The organism is Streptococcus oralis subsp. tigurinus (genome assembly GCF_002093545.1).
Lineage (GTDB): Bacteria > Bacillota > Bacilli > Lactobacillales > Streptococcaceae > Streptococcus > Streptococcus oralis_C.
Map to the genome: position 1 here is coordinate 1 of NZ_LNVF01000027.1, position 201 is coordinate 201.

Here is a 201-nt window from a genome sequence, read left to right on the forward strand (position 1 = left end):
TGTCGTTGCCTTCCTTATCCTTGTGACTGGTCTTCACTTTTTCGTAGACATGTTCAATGTCGCCGTTTGGAAGTTTCTTAGTCTCTACGAAGCGGTAACCCGGGATGTCTTTCTTAGGTTGTTCGCCATCTTCACTTGGATATCCTGGAATGTCGTTGCCTTCCTTATCCTTGTGACTGGTCTTCACTTTTTCGTAGACAT

At 44.8% G+C, this 201-nt stretch carries 1 pseudogene; it reads right to left on the reverse strand.

Features of this window, described 5'->3' with window-relative positions:
* Positions 1-201 (reverse strand): annotated as a pseudogene (locus ATE34_RS10900) (hypothetical protein); the annotation flags it as partial.